General features: G+C 72.4%; 18 protein-coding genes and 2 pseudogenes. 12 read left to right on the top strand and 8 right to left on the bottom strand.

The features are described 5' to 3' along the window. The first annotated feature begins 17 nt into the window (after nucleotides 1–17). From V6U90_RS24095 to V6U90_RS24060, 8 genes and pseudogenes are all read left to right on the top strand, one after another. Nucleotides 18–3,131, top strand: coding sequence for a non-ribosomal peptide synthetase (locus V6U90_RS24095; protein WP_334440924.1), 3,114 nt, complete (start codon nucleotides 18–20; stop codon nucleotides 3,129–3,131). Beyond that, nucleotides 3,131–3,394, top strand: a complete 264-nt coding sequence (locus tag V6U90_RS24090) for an acyl carrier protein (protein ID WP_334440921.1) — start codon at nucleotides 3,131–3,133, stop codon at nucleotides 3,392–3,394. The genes V6U90_RS24095 and V6U90_RS24090 overlap by 1 nt, the downstream gene beginning before the upstream one ends. A gap of 111 nt (nucleotides 3,395–3,505) precedes the next feature. Next, nucleotides 3,506–3,595 (top strand): annotated as a pseudogene (locus tag V6U90_RS24085) (NAD(P)-dependent oxidoreductase); the annotation flags it as partial. Nucleotides 3,596–3,657: 62 nt separating this feature from the next. Then, complete coding sequence (locus V6U90_RS24080; protein WP_334440919.1) at nucleotides 3,658–4,182, top strand: GNAT family N-acetyltransferase; 525 nt, start codon at nucleotides 3,658–3,660, stop codon at nucleotides 4,180–4,182. Between the two features lie 199 nt (nucleotides 4,183–4,381). Continuing rightward, nucleotides 4,382–4,798, top strand: coding sequence for an Mth938-like domain-containing protein (locus tag V6U90_RS24075; protein ID WP_334440917.1), 417 nt, complete (start codon nucleotides 4,382–4,384; stop codon nucleotides 4,796–4,798). Nucleotides 4,799–4,847: 49 nt separating this feature from the next. Next, a complete protein-coding gene (locus V6U90_RS24070) occupies nucleotides 4,848–5,432 on the top strand; it encodes an NADAR family protein (RefSeq protein ID WP_334440915.1) in 585 nt (194 codons plus the stop codon). 58 nt (nucleotides 5,433–5,490) lie between these two features. Next, the gene (locus V6U90_RS24065; protein WP_334440913.1) at nucleotides 5,491–5,979 is read left to right on the top strand and encodes a GNAT family N-acetyltransferase; all 489 of its coding nucleotides are present in this window, start codon (nucleotides 5,491–5,493) and stop codon (nucleotides 5,977–5,979) included. Nucleotides 5,980–6,295: 316 nt separating this feature from the next. After that, nucleotides 6,296–6,619, top strand: coding sequence for a TraR/DksA family transcriptional regulator (locus V6U90_RS24060; protein WP_334440910.1), 324 nt, complete (start codon nucleotides 6,296–6,298; stop codon nucleotides 6,617–6,619). A gap of 51 nt (nucleotides 6,620–6,670) precedes the next feature. On the opposite strand, the gene V6U90_RS24055 is transcribed toward V6U90_RS24060, so the two are convergent. The 4 genes from V6U90_RS24055 to V6U90_RS24040 form a co-directional block, all read right to left on the bottom strand. Next, nucleotides 6,671–7,585 (bottom strand): sulfite exporter TauE/SafE family protein, encoded by a 915-nt coding sequence (locus tag V6U90_RS24055; protein WP_334440908.1) that lies wholly within the window; start codon nucleotides 7,583–7,585, stop codon nucleotides 6,671–6,673. Beyond that, entirely contained in the window at nucleotides 7,582–8,187 is a 606-nt protein-coding gene (locus V6U90_RS24050; RefSeq protein ID WP_334440906.1) for a rhodanese-like domain-containing protein, read from the bottom strand. Before V6U90_RS24050 ends, V6U90_RS24055 begins: the two co-directional genes overlap by 4 nt. A 94-nt stretch (nucleotides 8,188–8,281) precedes the next feature. Beyond that, nucleotides 8,282–9,676, bottom strand: coding sequence for an MBL fold metallo-hydrolase (locus V6U90_RS24045; RefSeq protein ID WP_334440903.1), 1,395 nt, complete (start codon nucleotides 9,674–9,676; stop codon nucleotides 8,282–8,284). A gap of 148 nt (nucleotides 9,677–9,824) precedes the next feature. Beyond that, nucleotides 9,825–10,094, bottom strand: a complete 270-nt coding sequence (locus V6U90_RS24040; protein ID WP_334440900.1) for a metal-sensitive transcriptional regulator — start codon at nucleotides 10,092–10,094, stop codon at nucleotides 9,825–9,827. 220 nt (nucleotides 10,095–10,314) lie between these two features. Between V6U90_RS24040 and V6U90_RS24035 the strand changes: the two genes are divergently transcribed. Both V6U90_RS24035 and V6U90_RS24030 read left to right on the top strand, forming a co-directional pair. After that, nucleotides 10,315–11,700 (top strand): MBL fold metallo-hydrolase, encoded by a 1,386-nt coding sequence (locus tag V6U90_RS24035; RefSeq protein WP_334440897.1) that lies wholly within the window; start codon nucleotides 10,315–10,317, stop codon nucleotides 11,698–11,700. Nucleotides 11,701–11,800: 100 nt separating this feature from the next. Further along, a complete protein-coding gene (locus V6U90_RS24030) occupies nucleotides 11,801–11,959 on the top strand; it encodes a hypothetical protein (RefSeq protein ID WP_334440895.1) in 159 nt (52 codons plus the stop codon). 61 nt (nucleotides 11,960–12,020) lie between these two features. Here V6U90_RS24030 and V6U90_RS24025 read toward each other — a convergent pair whose 3' ends face one another. The 4 genes and pseudogenes from V6U90_RS24025 to V6U90_RS24010 all read right to left on the bottom strand — a co-directional run. Next, on the bottom strand, nucleotides 12,021–13,034 hold the full coding sequence (locus tag V6U90_RS24025) for a LacI family DNA-binding transcriptional regulator (RefSeq protein ID WP_334440893.1): 1,014 nt from the start codon (nucleotides 13,032–13,034) through the stop codon (nucleotides 12,021–12,023). A gap of 244 nt (nucleotides 13,035–13,278) precedes the next feature. Continuing rightward, nucleotides 13,279–13,965, bottom strand: a complete 687-nt coding sequence (locus V6U90_RS24020) for an L-ribulose-5-phosphate 4-epimerase (RefSeq protein ID WP_334440890.1) — start codon at nucleotides 13,963–13,965, stop codon at nucleotides 13,279–13,281. A 4-nt stretch (nucleotides 13,966–13,969) separates the two neighbouring features. Further along, nucleotides 13,970–15,655 carry a ribulokinase gene (araB, locus tag V6U90_RS24015; protein WP_334440888.1) on the bottom strand — a complete coding sequence of 562 codons (1,686 nt, stop codon included), beginning with the start codon at nucleotides 15,653–15,655 and terminating at the stop codon, nucleotides 13,970–13,972. Nucleotides 15,656–16,127: 472 nt separating this feature from the next. Continuing rightward, nucleotides 16,128–17,278 (bottom strand): annotated as a pseudogene (locus tag V6U90_RS24010) (FAD-dependent monooxygenase); the annotation flags it as partial. A gap of 395 nt (nucleotides 17,279–17,673) precedes the next feature. Between V6U90_RS24010 and V6U90_RS24005 the strand changes: the two are divergent. Then, nucleotides 17,674–17,877: a hypothetical protein gene (locus V6U90_RS24005; RefSeq protein ID WP_334440886.1), complete on the top strand. Its 204-nt coding sequence runs from the start codon at nucleotides 17,674–17,676 to the stop codon at nucleotides 17,875–17,877. Then, nucleotides 17,874–18,002 (top strand): hypothetical protein, encoded by a 129-nt coding sequence (locus V6U90_RS24000; protein WP_334440884.1) that lies wholly within the window; start codon nucleotides 17,874–17,876, stop codon nucleotides 18,000–18,002. Before V6U90_RS24005 ends, V6U90_RS24000 begins: the two co-directional genes overlap by 4 nt. Nucleotides 18,003–18,048 lie beyond the last annotated feature (46 nt).

The raw sequence follows: 18,048 nt of genomic DNA, 5'->3' as shown, positions 1-18,048 counted from the left end.
CCACCGGAAAGCAGAACATGGGAGAGCATGTGGGCACCGCCGAGGCGACATACGCGCAACACGCCGTCTGGTTCACCGAGCAGGCCGGGGTCGCCGGTACGGCGTACCACATGGCGCTGGGCGTCCGGTTCGGCGCCGGACTCGACCGCCGGGCGTTGGTCGACGCCTGCGCGGCGGTGACCGACCGGCATCCGGTGCTGGGTACCCGGGTGGTCACCGACGACGACGGGACACCCCGGCTGGCCCCGGCCACCGGTCGGCCGGTGGTGACCTCCGGTGAGCTGACCGACGCCCGGGTCGCCGAGGAGATCGGCCGACAGTACGACCTGCGGGAGGGTCCGCTGGCCCGGTTCACCCTGCTGGCCGGCCCCGACGACCGGCATCTGCTGCTGGTCACCGCCCATCACCTGGTGTTCGACGGGATGAGCAAGGACGTGCTGGTCCGGGACCTGGCCACCGCGTACTCCGCCGCCCTCGCCGGCCGCCCGGCGGCACTGCCACCGCCCGTCGGTGGGTACGCCGGACAGGCCACGGCCGAACAGGACCGGATCGCGGTCGAGCTGCCGGCGGCCCGCGCCCACTGGGCCCGGCACTGGTCCGGTCCCGGTGACGTCGTCCTGCCCGGACTGCGTCGGGTACCGACCGGCGCGGAACCGGGCGCCACCGTCGAGTTCGACCTGGACAGCGCCGTTGTCGACGGGGTGGACCGGACCGCCCGGTCGGTCGGGGTGACCCGCTTCGAACTGCTCCTCGCCGCCGTGCACGCCCTGCTCGACCGGTACGGCAACCGGGGCACCCCGGTCGGGATCGGACTGTCCACCCGCACCGCCGACCAGCACGACCAGGTCGGGCTCTTCGTCAACGAGCTGCCGGTCACCGTCGGGGCGGTCACCGGGACGTTCCGCGACCACGCCCGGGCGGTCCGGGGCCGGGTCCGGGAGCTGTACCGGTTCCGGTCGGTACCGCTGGCACACGCGGTGCCCGGATTGCGCCCGGCACCCGCGTCGACCCCGGTCTCGGTCGGTTACCGGCGGCGCGGCGCCGAGCCGGTCTTCCCCGGGGTGGCCAGCAGCGTGGACTGGACGCTGTTCAGCGGCGCGGCCCGCAACGCGCTGCACGTGCAGATCGTGGACGGCCCGACCGGGATCACGGTGGGACTCCAGTACAGCCCGGCGGCCATCGATCCGGCGGCGGTGGTCCGGATCGGCGGGCACCTGCGTACCCTGCTGGCCGCCGTGGTCGACGACCCGGACCGGCCGGTGGCGGAACTGCCGGTGCTGACCCGCGACGAACGGGACCTGGTCCTGCACACCTGGAACGACACCGCCCGGGCGTACCCGGCCGGGATCACCGTGCCGGCCCTGTTCGCCGAGCGGGTGCGGGCGGAACCGGACGCGGTGGCCGTGGTCGACGGGGAGCGCTCGCTGAGCTACCGGGAACTCGACGCGGCGAGCGCCCGGCTGGCCGGCCTGCTCCGGCAGCACGGTGTCGGGCCGGGCGCACTGGTCGCGGTCGCCCTCGACCGGTCCTGGCAGGCGGTGGTCACCGTGCTGGCGGTGCTGCGCTGCCGGGCGGCGTACCTGCCGGTCGATCCGGGTCATCCGGCGGCCCGGCAGGAGCTGATCCTCGCCGACGCCGAACCGATGCTGGTGGTCACCACCTCCGAGCACACCGGCGGGTTGGACCCGGCCCGGCCGGTGCTGCTGCTGGACCGTGCGTGGGACCAGCCGGCCGACCCGGCAACCGACACCGACTTCCCCACCGCCGACGATCTCGCCTACGTGCTCTACACCTCGGGATCGACCGGCCGGCCGAAGGGGGCCGAGGTCCGGCACGGCGCGCTGGCGAACCTCCTGCTGGCCGTACGGGACCTGCTGGACAGTCGGCCGGAGCACCGGTGGCTGCATCTGACCTCACTGTCGTTCGACATCTCCGCCGTGGAGGTGCTCCTGCCGCTGGTCACCGGCGCCCGGGTGGTGGTCGCCTCGGCGGTGAGCGCGCTGGACGGCGCCGGGGTGCTGCGGCTGATCCGGGCGGCCGGGGTGACCCACGCCCAGGCCACGCCGTCGGGCTGGCGGGTGCTGTTGGCTGCGGGCCTCGGCACGGCGGCCGGCGACGGGACCGGGTCGGCGCCGGAGCCGCTGGTGGCGGTCACCGCCGGCGAGGCCCTGCCGGTCGCCCTGGCCCGGGACCTGCGGGCCCGGGTCGGCCGGCTGGTCAACGGGTACGGGCCGACCGAGGCGACCATCTACGCCACGATGGCGGACATCCCGGCGGACCCGGACGAGGTGACCATCGGGCGGCCGCTGCCCAACGTCCGGGCGTACCTGCTCGACGACGACCTGCGGCCGGTCCCGGTCGGGCTGCCCGGTGAGCTGTATCTGGGCGGCGCCGGGCTGGCCGCCGGCTACCGGGGGCGCCCCGAGCTGACCGCCGAGCGGTTCGTCGCCGACCCGTTCGGCCCGGGGCAGCTCTACCGCACCGGGGACCGGTGCCGGTGGTTGTCGGACGGGCGGATCGACTTCCTCGGCCGGACCGACGACCAGGTCAAGATCCGGGGCCATCGGATCGAGCTGGGCGAGATCACCGCCCGGTTACTGGAGCATCCGCAGGTGGCCGAGGCGGTGGCGGCGGTACTGCCCGACGGTGACGACGTCCGGCTGGTCGCCTACCTGGTGACCCGCGCCGGGGCCGCTCCGGAGCCGGCCGACCTGCGCCGGCACCTGGCCGTACACCTGCCGCCGGCCATGCTGCCGACCGACTGGGTGTTCCTGGACCGGCTGCCGGTCAACCCGAACGGGAAGGTGGACCGGGCCGCCCTGCCGGTACCGGCCCCGTCGGCCGGGACTGCCCCGTCGGCGGCGACGGTGGACCCCACCGTGGACGGGACGACCGGCGCCGACCCGGTGATCGAGGAGCTGCGGGTGATCTGGCAGGACGTGCTGCGGATCCCCGACATCGGGCTGCACGAGGACCTGTTCGACCTGGGCGGTCACTCGTTGACCATCACCCGGATCAGTGGTCGGATCCAGCAGCGGCTCGGCGTCGAGGTACCGCTGGACGCCTTCTTCGACACCCCGACGATCGCCGAGATCGCCGAGATCGTCCGACAGTCCGGAAAGGATTTCTGATGGGTAACACCGAGCTGCGCCAGCGGGTCGCCGAACTGGTCAGCGAGGCCACCGGGGGTGGTGTGCCGGTCGCCGACGTGCTCGGCGGTGGATCGATGATCGCGCTCGGCCTCGACTCGCTCGGCCTGCTGCGTCTGGTGGACGCGATCGAGCTGGAGTACGGCGTCGAGGTCGAGTTCCAGGGCACGGGACGCCGACTGGACACCGTGGACGACATCGTCGCGGTACTCGTCGCCGCCCAGCCCGCCGAGCACACCTGCTGAGCCCTCCCCGCTTGCCGATCATGGAGTTGTGGTGCCCGGTTCAAGGGGTTATCAGGACTTTGTCCCCCACCACAACTCCATGATCGACGGGGCGAGCAGTCAACGGGGCGGGCGGTCGCGTACGTCTTCTTCGCCTCCCAAAAGTCCAGCTACGTCACCGGCGAGGTACTCGGAGTGACCGGCGGCAAGCCGTTGCCGTGAGCGGCACGCCGGCGGCCGGGTCCGGGCACCGGCCGCCCGCCGGGGCCTGGCAGGATCGGTACGTGCGTGCGACCCGACTCGTCACCATCGCGGACGCCCCGGCACTGGCGGACCTGCTCACGGCCAACCGCGAGTTCCTGGCCCCCTGGGATCCGGTCCGGCCGGACGAGTACTTCACCGTCGAGGGCCAACGCGCCGGCATCCGGGCGGCGCTCGACCGGTACGCCCAGGGCGCCGCGCTGCCGCACGTCATCCTCGACGGATCCGACGGGATCGTCGGCCGGATCACGCTCAACGAGGTCGTACGCGGCCCCTTCCAGTCGGCCAACCTGGGGTACTGGGTCAGCGCCTCCCACAACGGTCGCGGCCTCGCCACCGCAGCGGTGGCCGAGATCAAGCGGGTGGCCTTCGAGGAGTGGGGGCTGCACCGGATCGAGGCCGGAACGCTGGTGCACAACGTCCGGTCGCAACGGGTCCTCGAACGCAACGGCTTCGTCCGGTTCGGCCTGGCCCCTGCCTACCTCAACATCGCCGGGCGGTGGCAGGACCACATCCTGTACCAGGTGCTGAACGACACGGGCCGGTAACCGGACGGTGTCGTCCAGCACGGTGACCGGACCGGTCCGTTGAAGACCCAGACCAGGTCGTACCCGCCGAGCGCCTTGGCCCGCTGGAACGTCAGCCACCAGAGCTGCAGGTACGCGCCGGAGCCGACATCGGGCACCCGGGGCCGTGCGCCCCGGTACGGTGGGAGGAACCGGTCGAGGGTCCGGCCCGCCACCCGGCATGGCGTGCGACCCGACCGGAACTGCTGACCCTGGAGGCGGAGTGGACACGGAGCGACGGTCACCGCGGATCCTCGACCTCTCATGGGGACGGATGGAGGTGGCCGGTCTCGGCGTCGGGAAGGACTTCAGACTCCATCCGGGCGGAGGCCGGCCATGGGACTGGACCGAGACGGGCACCCGGCATCAGCCGGGCATCCAGCCGGCCGATGTCGAGGAGCTGCTCGCCCACGGAGCGACCACGGTCGTGCTCTCCCAGGGCATGGACCGTCGGCTGGAAGTGCATCCGGACACGCTGGCCCTGCTCGCCGAACGCGGGGTCGAGGTGCACGTCGCCGAGACCCGGCAGGCGGCGGCCATCTACAACGAACTGGCCGACCACACACCGGTGGGGGGACTCTTCCACTCCACCTGCTGACCCGGAAACCCGGTGGTGGTGCGGCGGTACCCGTGGCACGCTCCCCGACGTGTCCGATCACATCCACCCGCCCGCCGACCTCGACGACCTGCGGACGCGGCTCGCCGCCGGCAGCCGGGTCCGGTACCTGTTCTTCTGGGGGCACCGGCCACAGCGCGACGGGAGCGTCGGGCCGGGTTGCCTGAGCCAGTGGTGGCCGGCGCCGTTCGTGGTGGACGGGGTCCGGTACGCCACCGCCGAGCACTACATGATGGCCGGCAAGGCCCGCCTCTTCGGCGACGGACCGGCGGTCGACCGGATCCTGGCGGCACCGGACCCGGGGGCGGCCAAGGCCCTGGGTCGGCAGGTCCGGGGTTTCGACGAGCAGGTCTGGGTGGCGCACCGGTTCGACCTGGTCGTGGCCGCCAATGTCGCCAAGTTCGACCAGCACCCGGAACTGGGCGCCTTCCTGGTCGCCACCGGGGGTCGGGTACTGGTCGAAGCGAGTCCGGTCGACCGGATCTGGGGCATCGGCCTGGCGGCGGATGATCCCCGGGCCACCGATCCGGCCCGCTGGCGAGGGCTGAACCTGCTCGGCTTCGCCCTCATGCAGGCCCGCGCCCGGCTCTCGGCCGGGACGCCTCCGATCAGCTGAGCCGGCACATCCCGCTGATCGGTTTGCGCCGGCCCAGGCGCTGACCTAGCGTGCCGCCATGCTGCTCACCCTGCGCCCGCTCACGCTCGGCGACACCGCCGCCGTCCACGAGTGGGCCCGACTGCCGGAGTCGTGCCGCTACCAGGCGTGGGGACCCAACACCTACGAGCAGACGCAGGAGTACGTGCGGGCCGCCGTGACGGCGCCTCCCGACCGGCAGGTGTTCGCGGTGCTCGTCGACGGCGACGTGCTGGGCAGCGCCGAGCTGAGACTCCACGGCGCGAGTACCGCCGAGATCGCGTACGCGGTCCATCCACGGCGGTGGGGCCAGGGCATAGCCACGGCTGCGGCGCGGGAGCTGGTGCGGGTCGGCTTCCGCGAGCGCGGGCGCCACCGCATCTTCGGCACGTGCGATCCCCGCAACCTCGCCTCGGCAGCGGTGCTGCGCAGGGTCGGTATGCGATACGAGGGCCGGATGCGTGGCACCGCGTACATTCGCGACGGCTGGCGCGATTCGGACCTGTACGCGATCCTCGCCGACGACTGAGGGGATCGTCCCACTTTTCCACTGGGATTCCCGGCCGGAGCGGCCTATGGTAGCCGGATGCGCACGCTATGCCAGCAGGGCCACGCCGCCGTCCGGGTGACGTCGGCGCCTGCTGCTGCGCGCCGGAGGGCACTGCACCCGGCCACACCGGCGGTCCGATCCGCAGGGTCCGCGCACCCGCAGCCCACCTCGGTGTACGGGCTGCCGAGTCCGGCCCCTGCCGGTCGTGGCCCACCGCTTACCCCGTAACACCCAGCGGAACGGCCACCAGGGCGGAGCTCGACAGCTCCGGCCTTTTTCTTTTTCAGGAGACCCGATGAGCACCGAGATCCACGACAGCGCCCGACAGGACTGGCTCGATGAGCTGCGGACGACGTTGACCAGCGAGTTCGCGGCGCAGACCAGCCGGCTGACCGAGCTCACCGCAGACACCGGCGACCCGGCGGAGGACCACACCCGGGCCCCGATGATCGCGGCGACCCGACAGAGCCTGGAGCAGATCACCGGGGCGCTCAACCGCCTCGCCGACGGCCGCTACGGCAGCTGCGAGAAGTGTGGCAGGGACATCCCCCGGGAACGCCTGGAGGTGCTGCCACATGCCCGCTTCTGCGTCCCCTGCCAGCAGCGGCACGCCCGCTGAGGAGGAATCCGGGCTGCCGTACCGCCGAGCGGCGCGGCAGCCCGGACGGGACTACCGGGCTGCGGACCGGGCCGCCACGAGCTGGTCGGCCTGTTCGGCAGCCGGCTCGGCGGCGCCCCGCCGTCGACGGCCCCGCCGGGTCCCGGTGACGGCGGCCACCCCGGCGGCGAGGACGGCGAGCGTCCAGAGCAGCGGGTTGGTGCGCAACTCCCCGGGGAGCTGCTGGCCGAGGACGAACAGACCCATCACCATGACGAACCAGCCGAATGACCTGCGCAGGATGTGCTCGGGGATCCGCCCGGCGAGGCGTCCACCGGCGAGACTGCCGACCACGGCGGCGAGGGTGACCGCGACCGCGAGGCCCCAGTTCATGTCCACGCTGGAGAGGTAACCGGCCAGGCCGGCGAAGGACTTCATGGCGATGACCACCAGGGAGGTGCCGACCGCGACCGGCATCGGCAGCCCGCCCAGCAGGGCCAGGGCGGGTACCACCAGGAAGCCGCCGCCGGCGCCGACCAGGCCGGTGACCAGGCCGACCACGACGCCGTCGAGGACCACCCGGAGCACCGGCAGCTCGTGCCGCACCGGCTCGTGCCCGGCGGCCCGCCGGCCCCGGATCATGGCGGCTGCGGTGGCCAGCATCATCAGCGCGAACCCGGTGAGCAGCACGGCGGCGGGGAGGTAGGCGGCCAGCCGCCCACCGGCGTAGGCGCCCGCCATGCCGGCGAGACCGAAGGTGAGGCCGGTGCGCCACCGGACCCGGTACGCCCGGGCGTGCGGCAGGACCCCGACAGCGCTGGTGACCCCGACGACCAGCAGGGAGGTGGCGATGGCCTCCCTGGTGGGCAGGTCGGCGACGTAGACCAGTAGCGGCACGGCGAGGATCGACCCGCCGCCGCCGAGCAGGCCGAGGCTGATCCCGATGAGGACGACCAGCCCGAGGGTCAACGCGAGGCTGGCGGTCATGACCGCACCCGGGCGGTCGTACCGGTACGGAGCTGACCGACGATGGTGTCCAGGTCGCAGCTGGCGCCCCGGTTGTAGGGCAGCCTGCTGAGCAGCATGCCCATGGCACAGGTGTTGGTGAGCGCGGCGAAGGTGAGACCGGCGCCGATGAGGCCGGCGACCCACTTCAGCCCGGGTACGAACACCGAGGCCAGGACGCTGACACCGACGATCGAGCCGGCGACGAGGCGTACCTGCCGTTCCAGGTCCCACCGGGGCGCGCCCTGCGTGATCGGTGCGTTGGCGGCCTGCCAGGCCATGATGCCGCCGGTGAGGACCCTGACGTTCGGTAGGCCGACCCCGGCGAGGGTCTGCTCCGCCTTGGTGGCCCGGGCACCGGAGCGGCAGACCAGCACCACGTCCTCGTCCAGGTGGTTGCGCAGCTCCTCCCGGTGTTCCTGGAGCAGGTCCAGCGGGACGTTGTAGGCGCCCGGGATGTGCACGGCCTCGAACTCGCCGGGGGTACGCACGTCGAGCAGGCGGGGCGGCCGGCCGGAGTCGATCAGCTCCCGCAGGGCGGCGGCGTCGATGGTGGCGGCACGGCTCAGGTCAGAAGTGCTCACTTATCCTCATTCCTGGATGAAACGGGTGGTACCTGGGCAGGGTCGAGCGGGCCGGCGCCGGTGGTGGCGTGCCCGGCCGGGGTTCAGCAGCGGGTCAGGCGGCCATCGGGACGCCGGACGCTCGGGCCCGGTCGAACCGGTCGTCGATGACGACCACCTCGCGGCCGGCGTTGGCCAGCAGCGACGCGGCGGCGGTGGCCCGGTAGCCGGAGCCGCAGTGCACCCAGACGGTGCCGGCGGGCACGTCGGCCAGCCGACCGGGCAGGTCGGGCAGTGGGATGTGCACGGCGCCGTCGAGGTGGCCGGCCCGCCACTCGTTCGTCATCCGGACGTCGAGCACCACGTCGGGGGCGGTCAGGCCGGCGGGGACGTTGCCCGCGCGGGCGGCGGCCAGCGCCGGGAAGTCGGCCATCGGAAGCTCGCGCACCTGGTTCCGGTCGGCCGCCCACTGCTCCGCCCCGCCGGTGGCCTGGGCGGCCGGTCGGTCGATGCCGATCCGCACCAGTTCCCGCTGGGCGTCGGCGACCTGCTCGGGGGTGGCGGCCAGCAGGGTGAGCGGGGCACCCCAGTCGATCAGCCAGCCGAGCCAGGTGGACATCGGGCCGTCCAGGCCGAGGCTGACCGTGCCGGCGAGGTGCGAGGCGGCGTACGCCTTGCGGCTGCGCAGGTCGACCACCCACTCCCCGGCGGCGATCCGCCGCCGCAACTCGGCGGCGTCGGCCCTGGTCACCGGGGTGAGGTCGACCGGCGCCGGGCCGGCGGTGTTGGTCACCCCCATGTGCGCGTAGTACGCCGGGTAGGCGTCCAGCCCGGCCAGGGTCTCGGTGACGAAGTCGGCTGCGGCGAGCCGGAGCACCGGGTTGGCCTGCCGCTCCCGGCCGATCGTCGACTCCGGCGCGTCGGCCTGGGTGGCCGAGCAGAAGCTGCCGAAGCCGTGCGTGGGCCAGACCTGCGCGCCGTCCGGCAGCAGGTCGGCCAGTCGGGCGGCCGAGGCGTGCTGGTGGTGGGCCAGTTCGTGGGCGTGTTGCCGACCGAGCAGGTCGGTGCGGCCGGTGGTGCCGAACAGCAGGGAGCCGCCGGTGAACACCCCGACCGGGGTCCAACCGTCCGTACCGCGCTCGTCGAGGACGTAGGACAGGTGGTGGAAGGTGTGCCCCGGGGTGGCGACCACCCGCAGCCGCAGGGTGTCCGAGACGGGCACCAGGTCACCGTCGGAGACCGGCACCCGGTCGAACGCGACATCGTCGGCACCGGCCACCAGATGGTGCGCACCGGTCAGTCGGGCCAGTTCCGGTCCGCCGGAGACGTAGTCGTTGTGCAGATGCGTCTCCAGCACATGGGTGATGCGTACCCCTTCGGCGCCCGCGAGGTACATGACCCGGTCGATGTCCCGCTGCGGGTCCACCACGATCCCCACCCGGCCGTCCGAGGCCAGGTAGCTGCGGTCACCGAGCGAGGAGGTGGTGATGACGGATACCTCGACGGTCACTGGGTACTCCTCTCGTCGCATACCCCCGGGGGTATGCACAGGACAGACTTCCGCACTGTCTGCGGGCAGGGCTTACCCGTCCACGTCGCCGCTACGCGGCGGCGTGGACGAAACTCCGGTCAGGGGCCGGGGTCAGGCGAGGACGGCGTCAGGCGAGGGCCAGGAAGAGCTTCTCCAGCTCCTCCTCGGTCATCTCGGGGGCGTCGCCACGCTCCCGCGCGGCGTTGCAGTGCCGCATCCCCGAGGCGATGATCTTGTAGCCAGCCCGGTCGATCGCCTTGGACACGGCGGCGAGCTGGGTCAGCACCTCACGGCAGTCCTGGCCGCTCTCCATCATCTCGATGACCGCGTTGAGCTGCCCCCGTGCCCGCTTGAGCCGGGTCAGCGCCTCGCTGGTCATCTCGGGTCGAAGCTTCACCGCGCACCTCCGGTCGTCAACATACCCCAGGGGGTACAGGGCTCACCACTGGATACCCCCACGGGTATCGTCAATCCCGCACCCGACGGGGGCATTTCCCCGGCCAACCGGCGGGACGACCGATGTCGGCACACCGGGACCACCGGTCCGGAATATACCCCCGGGGGTATCCGCTACAGTCGTTGCATCGCCCGACATCACTACCAAGGAGGGCACCACCATGCTGTTCACCCAGTACTACCTGGACTGCCTGTCCCAGGCGTCGTACCTGATCGCCGACGAGACCACCCGCCGGGCGGTACTGGTCGACCCGCGTCGCGACATCGACGAGTACCTGGCCGACGCACGGGCCCGGGGACTGACCATCGAGGGCGTCATCAACACCCACTTCCACGCCGACTTCCTCGCCGGCCACCTCGAGGTCGCCGCCGCGACCGGGGCCTGGATCGGCTACGGCCGACGCGCCGAGACCGAGTACCCGATCCGCAAGCTCGCCGACGGCGAACGCATCAGCCTCGGCGACGTCACCCTGGAGATCATGGAGACCCCGGGCCACACCCCGGAGTCGATCAGCATCCTGGTCCACGAGCACGCCGGTGACCCGGTCCCCTACGGCGTACTGACCGGGGACGCCCTGTTCATCGGCGACGTGGGTCGGCCCGATCTGCTCGCCTCCCTCGGCGTCACCGCCGACGAACTGGGTGCCATGCTCCACCACAGCGTGCAGCACAGACTGATGGCCCTGCCCGACGAGGTGCGCGTCTTCCCCGCTCACGGTGCCGGCTCGGCCTGCGGCAAGAACCTCTCCGCCGAACGGCAGTCCACCATCGGCGAGCAGCGTCGCACCAACTACGCCTGCGCCCCGATGAGCGAAGGCGAGTTCGTCGCCCTGGTCACCGGCGGCCAGCCGGCCGCGCCCGGGTACTTCGCGTTCGACGCGGTACTCAACCGCCGCAGCCACGACCTGTTCGACCACGACCGGCCGACCCGCCCGCTCGACACCGCCGGGTTCCTCGCCGCGCGGGCCGACGGGGCCGTCGTGGTCGACACCCGTGACCCGCAGGAGTTCGCCACCGGTCACCTGCGCGGCGCGATCAACATCCCCGCCGACGGCCGGTTCGCCGAAACCGCCGGCAGCGTGGTCGCGCCGGACCGGCACGTGCTCGTCGTGGCACCGGCCGGCCGGGAGGAGGAGATCGTGGTACGCCTCGCCCGGATCGGCTTCGACCAGGTGACCGGGTACCTCCGCGACCCGGAGGACGTGTTCCGGGGGCTGCCCGCCGAGCTGACCCGGGCCAGCCGGCTCACCGCCGCCCGGCTGCGTGCGGCCCTCGACACCGACGAACCGCCGGTGGTCCTCGACGTCCGCAACAGCGGTGAACGGGAGGGCGGGGCGATCGACGGCTCCCTGCACGTCCCGCTCGCCGAGCTGCCCCACCGGCTCGACCTGGTCCCGGCCGACCGTGCCGTCGTGGTGCACTGCGCCGGGGGCTACCGCTCCTCGGTCGCGGCCAGCCTGCTCCGGCACCACGGCCGCTCGGACGTCTCCGACCTGCTCGGCGGGTACGCCGCCTGGCAGGCCAGCCACACCTCGGCAGCGGTCTGACCGGAGTTGTGGCCGAGGCGGCCCGGATGGTTTCCGCCGCACGGGGTCGGGAAGCCAGCGGTGGTGACCGGAGGGTCACGCCCGACCCAGGGAGGTGGAGATGACTGATCGCCAGGAGCTTCACGAACTGCGCCAGCGCGCCCACAACGCCGGCATCGAGGGCAACTCGAAGATGACCGAGCAGCAGTTGCGGGCGGCGTTGCGGAAGGTCGACCAGGGCATGTCGCCGGAGCGCGCGAAGCAGGAGACCAGGCGATAGGCGTACGGCGTCGCCGCCCGTCCCGGGACGAACCGGGACGGGCGGCACGCCCTGTGGGCAATCAGCCCCTGACCGGCTTGGTGGACAACTTCCGGGGACCGCTGCTGTCCCGGACGACGAGCGTCGGCTCGACCTGCGGATACGTCCGGCGGCGGTCGGGCCCGTCGGCGTCGAACAGTTCCAGCAGGGCGGCCACGCAGCGGCGACCGACCTCGTCGAAGTCCTGCCGGACCGTGGTCAACGGGGGCGAGAGGTACCCGGCTTCGGGGATGTCGTCGAAACCCACCACGCTGATGTCCTCGGGCACCCGCACACCGTGCTGGTGCAGCGCACGCAGCAGGCCGAGTGCCTGGTGGTCGTTGGCGCAGAAGACCGCCGTCACGTCGGCACGGTCGACCAGCGACCGGCCGATCTCGTAGCCCGCGCGGGGACTCCAGTCCCCGACGATGACCGGCGGGACCTGCCGGCCGGCGTTCTCCAGGGCCAGGCGCCATCCGTCGACGCGGTCACGGGCCTCCAGCCAGTCGGGGGGGCCGGCGACGTGCCACACCGTCTCGTGGCCCAGGTCGAGCAGGTGCTCGACCGCCAGCCGGGCCCCGGTGACCTGGTCGACCGAGATGGTCGGCAGCTCGCCGGCGCTGCCCGACTCGACCACCACCGCGGGCACCCCGGTGGGCAGGCTGTGCACGGCGACCGCAGCGGTCATCATCGGGGCGATGAGCACCACCCCGGCCACGGACTGCTCGGCCAGGGCGTTGATCGCGGTTATCACCCCGGCCCGATCGAGCTGCTCCAGGGTGACGATGTTGATGCCGTAGCCGGCGGCCCGGGCGGCCCGCTCGATCCCGAGCAGGGTGGCGGCCGGGCCGTAGAGGATGGTGTCGAAACTGACCACACCGATCACCCGGGACCGCCGCCCGGCGAGACCCCGGGCCAGCGCGTTGGGCCGGTAGTTGAGCTGGTGTACGGCGCGCAGCACCCGTTCCCGGGTCTCCTGACGCACACTCGGGTGGTTGTTCAGTACCCGGGACACGGTCTGGTGTGAGACCCCGGCGAGCTGTGCGACGTCACTCATCACGGCGGCCCGTGCAGCCGGCTGTTGGCCCATGGCACTCCCCTCGTGGTCATCTCAACCCGCCTTGATCCATCTGTCGGGCCGGTGACTCGCTGCGCAGACGGCGTGGTCGGCGCGTCCCGTCCGCGACCGGAGACACCCCGATCACGCACCGGGCGCGGTAGACGTCCGGAGCTCAGAAGCCCCAGGCCAGCCGATAATAGGCGTGGTTCACCGCCGTCGGGGCGGCCGGGGTGCGGGTGGGCTACCGGGCGGAGGACCCGGTCTGCCCGTAGACGTTCTGGTAACGGTCGAAGAGTGCGTCGATGTCCCCGGCCGCCATCGGCACCGGCGTACCGAGGGCCCGGGTCAGGTGCGCGGTACGGGCGACGTCCTCGCACATCACCGCCGCCTTGACCGCCGCCCGGGCGTCCCGGCCGATGGTGAAGACGCCGTGGTTGCGCATGAGCACCGCCGGGGAGCGGTGCCCGGAGAGGGTGGCGACGATCCCCTTGCCGATGTCGTCACCGCCGATGAGGGCGAACGGGCCGACCGGGATCTCCCCGCCGAACTCGTCGGCCTGGGCGGTGAGATGGCACGGGATGGACTCACCGCGCGCCGCCCAGGCGGTGGCGTACCCGCTGTGGGTGTGTACGACCCCGCCGACCTCAGGCATCGCCCGGTAGACGTAGGCATGCGCGGCGGTGTCGCTCGACGGTGACAGATCCCCCTCCACCACCGCGCCGTGCAGGTCGCAGACGATCATGTTGTCCGGCCGGAGGTCGTCGTAAGAGACCCCGCTCGGTTTGATGACCATCAGGTCGTGACCCGGCACCCGCGCCGACACGTTGCCGGCCGTCCAGGCGACCAGGCCGTACCGGACCAACTCGGCGTGCAGCGCCGCCACCGTCTCGCGCAGCCGCGACACCTCGGCGCTCAGCTCGCCGCTCATGGCGTCACCTCCAGGGGGCTGTGGCCTCGTCGGCCGGGTTGTGGGCCGCCTGCCGGGCGGCGTTACGGATGGCCCGCAGCCGCAGCAGCACGTCGTCGCCGCTGCGCCCGAAGTGGTCGTGCAGCCGCCGGTACTCGTCGTACAGCGCGTCGTAGGCCCGGGCCCGCCCGGGATCGGGCCGGTAGACGTCCCGCTCGACCCGGCCCATCACCGCGGACGCGGCGGGTACGTCGGGATAGGCGCCGGCCGCGACCGCCGCATGGATCGCCGACCCCAGGGCCGGCCCCTGTGCCGAGCCGATGATGCCCAGCGGGCGTTTCGTGACATCGGCGTAGATCTGCATCAGCAGGGTGTTGGTGGTGAGCCCACCGGCGACGACCAGTTCGTCGACCGGGACACCCGCCCCGGCGAACGCCTCGATGATCATGCGGGTGCCGTACGCGGTCGACTCCAGCAGTGCACGGTAGATGTCCGGGGGACGGGTGGCCAGGGTGAGCCCGACGACGACCCCGCTGAGGTCGTGGTTGACCAGCAGGGAACGATTGCCGTTCCACCAGTCCAGAGCCACCAGGCCGTGCGCACCGACGGGCTGGGCGGCGGCCTGCTCGGTAAGCACCTCGTGCGAGGCGTACCCGGCCGGCGCGGCCTGCTCGACGAACCAGCCGAAGATGTCCCCGACCCCGCTCTGACCGGCCTCGTAGCCCCAGGCCCCGGAGCTGATCCCGCCGTCCACGACACCGCACATGCCGGCCACCTCGGCCGGTTCGGTGCCGTTGACGATGTGGCAGGTGGAGGTGCCCATGATGGCGACCAGCCGCCCCGGTTCGAGGGCCTGCGCCGCGGCGGCGGTCACGTGGGCGTCGACGTTGCCGACCGCGACCGCGATGCCCTCGGGCAACCCGGTCCACGCTGCGGCCTGCGCGGTCAGTCCGCCGGCCCGGGCACCCAGCGGTTGCAGGGGCCCGTCGAGCTTGGCGACGAAGTCGGCGAATCCCGGGTTCAGCGCGGCCAGGTAGTCCCGTGACGGGTACCGGCCGTCCTGGTGGATGCCCTTGTAACCGGCGGTGCAGACGTTGCGGGTCTCGGTGCCGCACAACTGCCAGACGATCCAGTCGGCGGCCTCGATCCACCGTCCGGCCCGGGCGTAGACCTCCGGGTCCTCCTCCAGCAGTTGCAGTCCCTTGGCGTACTGCCACTCGGCGGAGATCTTGCCGCCGTAGCGGCCGATCCACGGCTCGCCCCGCTCGTGGGCCAGCGCGTTGATCCGGTCGGCCTGGCGCTGGGCGGCGTGGTGCTTCCACAGCTTGACCCAGGCGTGCGGGCGGGTACGCAGGTCGGGCAGCTCGCACAGCGGGGTGCCGTCGGCCAGGGTGGGCAGCACGGTGCAGGCGGTGAAGTCGATGCCGACGCCGATGACCCGGGCCGGGTCGATGCCGCTCTCGGCCAGCGCGGCCGGCACCGCGTGCCGCAGCACGTCGCGGTAGTCGTCGGGATCCTGCAACGCCCAGTCGGCGGGCAGCGGCTGACCGTCGGCGGCGAGCACCGTGTCCATGACGCCGTGGCGGTACGCGTGCGCCGCCGTCCCCAACTCGGCGCCGTCACCGACCCGCACCACCAGCGCCCGACCCGACAACGTGCCGTAGTCGACGCCGACAACGTACCGGTCACCCGGCCCTGCCGAAAGACTCATCAGATCCTCCGCTCGCTCGCTTGGCCTAGTGTTAGCGCTCACATGGCATTCGTCAAGACGCTTCCCGGCAACATCTTGGGAAACCGCTCCCGCCCACGCCGGAAACCGGCCCGATCAATGATCCGGACCGAGCAGCCGGCCAACGGGCGGGAAGCGGCGACATGTGTGCGCTAACAGCGCGGTTCGGCCGTGACTGCCGGTGGGGTGGGATGTCCTCGGTGGCAGACCTCTGATGCGCCGCCTGTCGACCTGCACCGTCGCCGCCTGTCGACCTGCACCGTCGCCGCCTGTCGAGTTGCACCGTTTGCGCCAGCACGCGCGGGCCGGCTGTCCCGCCGACATGACACCGGAGGCCCGCTTCGGCCCTGATCGGCCTCGACCACCGCTCCATGACCCACTCGATTTCCTGGTAGGCGCGGTGTCAGCCCCAATCCGACAGCCCGACTTCCGGAAAACGGAGTGGCCTGCGCGCTCAGCTGACCGCAGCGCCGAACCACCTCGGCATCTGGCGGAGGAGAGCTGCCTGGTCTTCGCCGACCCAGGCCACGTGGCCGTCCGGCCGCAGCAGCAGGGCGGGCACGTCCAGTTCCTCGCTGACGTCACGACGTGGTCGACCCGATCTGCCCAGCCCGCCACCGAGAGCCGGCCGGTCTGGTCGAGCAGCAGCCCGCGACCGCCGCGCATCAGCTCGTAGAGGCGCCCCCGCTTCAGTCGCACGTCCCGCAACCGCCGGCCGAGCAGGTCATGGCCAGCGCCGACGTCGTAGCGGACCCCGATCGCGATGATCTTCTCGGTCAGGTACCGGTTCACCTCCGCGAACTGCATCAGTTCCGACAGCAGCCGGCGCACTGCCTGGGGGCCCGGCTCGGGGGACAGCAGCTGCATCTGCGCGCGGGTGTTGTCCAGCACGTCGGCGGCCACCGGGTGCCGTTCGGTGTGGTAGCTGTCCAGCAGCCCTTCCGGTGCCCAGCCGTTGATCTCGGCGGCCAGTTTCCAGCCGAGGTTGAACGCGTCCTGGAGGCCGAGGTTGAGCCCCTGCCCGCCGGTCGGCGGGTGGATGTGCGCCGCGTCGCCGGCAAGCAGCACCCGGCCGGTCCGGTAGCGCTCGACCTGCCGGGTGGCGTCGCCGAAGCGGGACAGCCAGCGCGGTGAGTGCACGCCGAAGTCGGTGCCGGCGAACACCCGCAGCTGCTGCTTGAACTCTTCGATCGTCGGCGGGACCGAGCGGTCCTCGGCCACCCCCTCGGCGGGCACGACGACGCGGTACACCCCGTCCCCGAGGGGCCCGAGGCCGAACCGCTTCTGCGTCTTGCGGACTTCGGCCACCACGGCGGCCACCGTCTCCGGTGGCACGGCCACCTCCATTTCGCCCAGCAGCGTCTCGACCCTGGTGGGCTCGCCGCGGAAGCCGACGCCGAGCAGCTTGCGCACCGTGCTGCGGCCGCCGTCGCAGCCGACGAGGTAGCGTGATCGCAACTGCGTGCCGTCGGCCAGCTCAGCGGTCACCCCGTGTTCGTCCTGGCTCAGCCCGACCAGCTCGCAGCCGCGCCGGATCTCGGCGCCGAGCTCGGTGGCACGCTCGGCCAGCAGGCGATCGGTGGTGGTCTGCGGGATGCCGAGCATGAAAATCCCCCATTGTTCTGCGGCCAGCTGCTCTGCGCTGGCCGGCGGAGCGCACACCCGCGCCGCCGCACCGAGTCCTCGCCACCGCACCGCGAGCCCACCGCACCGCGCGTCCACCGGCGGTTCAACGTCGCTGCGTGCCGCACACCTCGACAACTTGGCACGTGCTTCACAAATCTCTGATTTACCCAGGTTCTGGCCTCGGCCGGCAACTCTGCGGCACGACCCGGGGCTTGCCGCAAGACCCCCCCGTGCGCTATATGGTGAGAGTGGCAGGGAGGGAGACCTCCTTGCCTTTTGTCTTCCGGCATGGACACGGCGGTGCGGCGTCGGCGGGCAGGCAGCGTCTACGCTGTGCCACGCGGACACCCGCGTCCACAGTGGGGGGACGACAGTTGACCGACGAACGGGACCGGTACGCCGACGACGATCTGGACCGGGGTGAGCTGGTCCCCCCGGATCTGCTCGCCGGGAACGAGACAGTGTGGCGCTGCCCGACCGACGGGTGCGCCACCGCCGAGCGGGGCTCGGCCCGCCGCCCTGCCGGCACCGGGATCTGCGCCCGGCACAACGCGGCACTCCGCCGGGTGGACGCTTGATCGACTCGCTGGTCGGCGCGGTCGTCGACCCGATCGCGCAACGGTGGACACCCCGCATCGTCGGATCAGCCCTGCTCTTCTGGACCATCGGGGCACTGGTCTACGTACTAGGCCGCGTTTCGTAAGGCTCGGAGCCACTGGTCGATGATGGCGATGGTGACGGTGGCTTCG

This window comes from Micromonospora sp. CPCC 206060 (genome assembly GCF_036906895.1).
GTDB lineage: Bacteria > Actinomycetota > Actinomycetes > Mycobacteriales > Micromonosporaceae > Micromonospora.
This window is presented reverse-complemented; position numbering and strand designations above follow the sequence as displayed.

What these genes read in the sequence shown, in the direction of transcription:
- V6U90_RS24020 (WP_334440890.1), bottom strand. Translation starts at nt 13,965, where the DNA reads ATGAGCGGCGAGCTGAGCGCCGAGGTGTCGCGGCTGCGCGAGACGGTG.
- V6U90_RS24090 (WP_334440921.1), top strand. Translation starts at nt 3,131, where the DNA reads ATGGGTAACACCGAGCTGCGCCAGCGGGTCGCCGAACTGGTCAGCGAG.
- V6U90_RS24025 (WP_334440893.1), bottom strand. Translation starts at nt 13,034, where the DNA reads ATGAGTGACGTCGCACAGCTCGCCGGGGTCTCACACCAGACCGTGTCC.
- V6U90_RS24065 (WP_334440913.1), top strand. Translation starts at nt 5,491, where the DNA reads ATGCTGCTCACCCTGCGCCCGCTCACGCTCGGCGACACCGCCGCCGTC.
- V6U90_RS24055 (WP_334440908.1), bottom strand. Translation starts at nt 7,585, where the DNA reads ATGACCGCCAGCCTCGCGTTGACCCTCGGGCTGGTCGTCCTCATCGGG.
- V6U90_RS24060 (WP_334440910.1), top strand. Translation starts at nt 6,296, where the DNA reads ATGAGCACCGAGATCCACGACAGCGCCCGACAGGACTGGCTCGATGAG.
- V6U90_RS24075 (WP_334440917.1), top strand. Translation starts at nt 4,382, where the DNA reads ATGGCGTGCGACCCGACCGGAACTGCTGACCCTGGAGGCGGAGTGGAC.
- V6U90_RS24030 (WP_334440895.1), top strand. Translation starts at nt 11,801, where the DNA reads ATGACTGATCGCCAGGAGCTTCACGAACTGCGCCAGCGCGCCCACAAC.
- V6U90_RS24035 (WP_334440897.1), top strand. Translation starts at nt 10,315, where the DNA reads ATGCTGTTCACCCAGTACTACCTGGACTGCCTGTCCCAGGCGTCGTAC.
- araB (WP_334440888.1), bottom strand. Translation starts at nt 15,655, where the DNA reads ATGAGTCTTTCGGCAGGGCCGGGTGACCGGTACGTTGTCGGCGTCGAC.
- V6U90_RS24095 (WP_334440924.1), top strand. Translation starts at nt 18, where the DNA reads ATGGGAGAGCATGTGGGCACCGCCGAGGCGACATACGCGCAACACGCC.